Genomic DNA, 1,059 nt, shown 5'->3' on the forward strand with positions numbered 1-1,059 from the left:
TTTCTTATCTTTAGTAACAACAGCTGTACGCCAATCTCTTTCACTGTTAGGTAAACCAAAGCGGTCATAATTACCAACATGGTCTATGATGATGGCTGTTTTACCTTCCCTAGGATTTAAGCATCGCATTGAAAACTGTAAGTATAGTGCCAGACTTGCTGTAGGTCGTGTCATAATTACACAATCAACATCTGGTAAGTCCACACCTTCGGTAAAAAGATTTACGTTAACCAAAATAGTAATTTTTTTATTTCTAAAATCGTTAACGATTGATTCTCTAGTAGCAGTATCAGTATTTCCATCTAATTCTTCAGCTGTAATACCTGCTGAATTAAATTGCTTAGCAATTCTTTTAGCTGATTCAACTGAATAGGTGAACACTACAGCCTGTTTACCTTTAGCAATTCTTAGATAGTTGTCTAAAACATGACCATAGATTTTTGTTGAAACAGCTTCTTCCATAGAAGCATTAGTAAAATCACCAGTAGATGATTTTTTAAGTTTTTTCGTATCAACATCTTTTCTAGCGAAGTACTTAAAATTAGCTAAATATCCTTGAGATATAAGATTTTTAATGGATTCTCCTACAATAATGTCATCTGCAACTTGATCTAACTGTTTTTTGCCCGTTCTAATCGGCGTTGCAGTAAATAGAAGAACAAAAGCATTAGGAAAGGCATTAAGAATAGTTTGATATGTTTTAGCTGCAGCATGATGTGCTTCATCTATAAGAATTAGTTGAGGTTCAGGCAATCGATTAACTTTTCGATATAACGTTTGAACCATTCCCATGGTGGCCAACTCCATATCCACTTCTTGTTGCTTGAAAGTGTTTATTGCTTGTTCTAAGACTTCTTTTCGATGGATTAGGAATAATAGCCTATTACCTTTTAAAGTCGTTCTACGGGCTATTTCTGCCATAATTACAGTCTTCCCAGTTCGCGGTGGTTGCTGTACTATAATCTTTTTGTGACCGCTTTTTATTGAGTCATAAATTTTATTAATAGTTTTTAATTGATAATCTCGAAGTTTAAACACACGAATTTCTTCCAAAGTATT

The 1,059-nt window shown here is 34.0% G+C and carries 1 protein-coding gene; it reads right to left on the reverse strand.

Translation table 11 applies throughout. The annotated features are described in order from the left end of the window. Positions 1 to 1,038: DEAD/DEAH box helicase (locus ACNDLV_RS08100; RefSeq protein ID WP_498883096.1), on the reverse strand; the 1,038-nt coding region annotated here is incomplete at its 3' end. Positions 1,039 to 1,059: the final 21 nt, after the last annotated feature.

Source organism: Lactobacillus fornicalis (assembly GCF_055362665.1).